This is a genomic window from Pseudomonas cyclaminis, from assembly GCF_015163715.1.
GTDB lineage: Bacteria > Pseudomonadota > Gammaproteobacteria > Pseudomonadales > Pseudomonadaceae > Aquipseudomonas > Aquipseudomonas cyclaminis.
Genome location: NZ_JADDUM010000338.1, coordinates 1 through 797 on the forward strand (window position 1 = coordinate 1; position 797 = coordinate 797).

At 60.6% G+C, this 797-nt stretch carries 1 protein-coding gene; it reads left to right on the forward strand.

What is annotated here, in order from left to right:
• Positions 1-797: ATP-binding cassette domain-containing protein (locus tag IQK56_RS29995; protein WP_193901954.1), on the forward strand; the 797-nt coding region annotated here is incomplete at both ends.

A 797-nucleotide genomic window follows, 5' to 3' on the forward strand; every position in this document is an offset into this window, starting at 1 on the left:
GATGAGGGCAAAGTGGTGCTTTACGTGTCGCACCGCATGGAAGAAGTGTTCCGTATTTGCAACGCGGTCACCGTGTTCAAGGACGGCCGTTACGTGCGCACCTTTGACGACATGAGCGCGTTGAGTCACGACCAGTTGGTGACCTGCATGGTCGGTCGCGATATTCAGGACATCTACGACTACCGCCCGCGTGAGCAGGGCGAGGTGGCGCTCAAGGTCGATGGTCTGCTCGGCCCCGGCCTGCGCGAGCCGATCAGTTTTGACGTGCGCAAAGGCGAGATTCTTGGCCTGTTCGGATTGGTCGGGGCAGGGCGTACGGAGTTGTTCCGCTTGCTCAGCGGCCTGGAGCGCAGCAGCGCTGGCAGCCTGCAATTGTGCGGTGAACACCTGCAACTGCGCTCCCCGCGAGACGCCATCGCCGCCGGTGTTTTGCTGTGCCCCGAGGACCGCAAGAAGGAAGGCATCATTCCGCTTTCCAGCGTCGCCGAGAACATCAACATCAGCGCCCGTGGCGCCCATTCCTCGTTCGGCTGGTTGCTGCGCGAGACCTGGGAAAAGGGCAACGCCGACCAGCAAATCAAGGCGATGAAGGTCAAAACCCCGGATGCACAACAGAAAATCATGTACCTGTCCGGCGGCAATCAGCAGAAGGCCATTTTGGGCCGCTGGCTGTCGATGCCGATGAAGGTGCTGCTGCTGGATGAACCGACGCGGGGCATCGACATCGGCGCCAAATCGGAGATTTACCAGATCATCCACAACCTCGCGGCCAGCGGCATTGCGGTGATTGTGGTGTC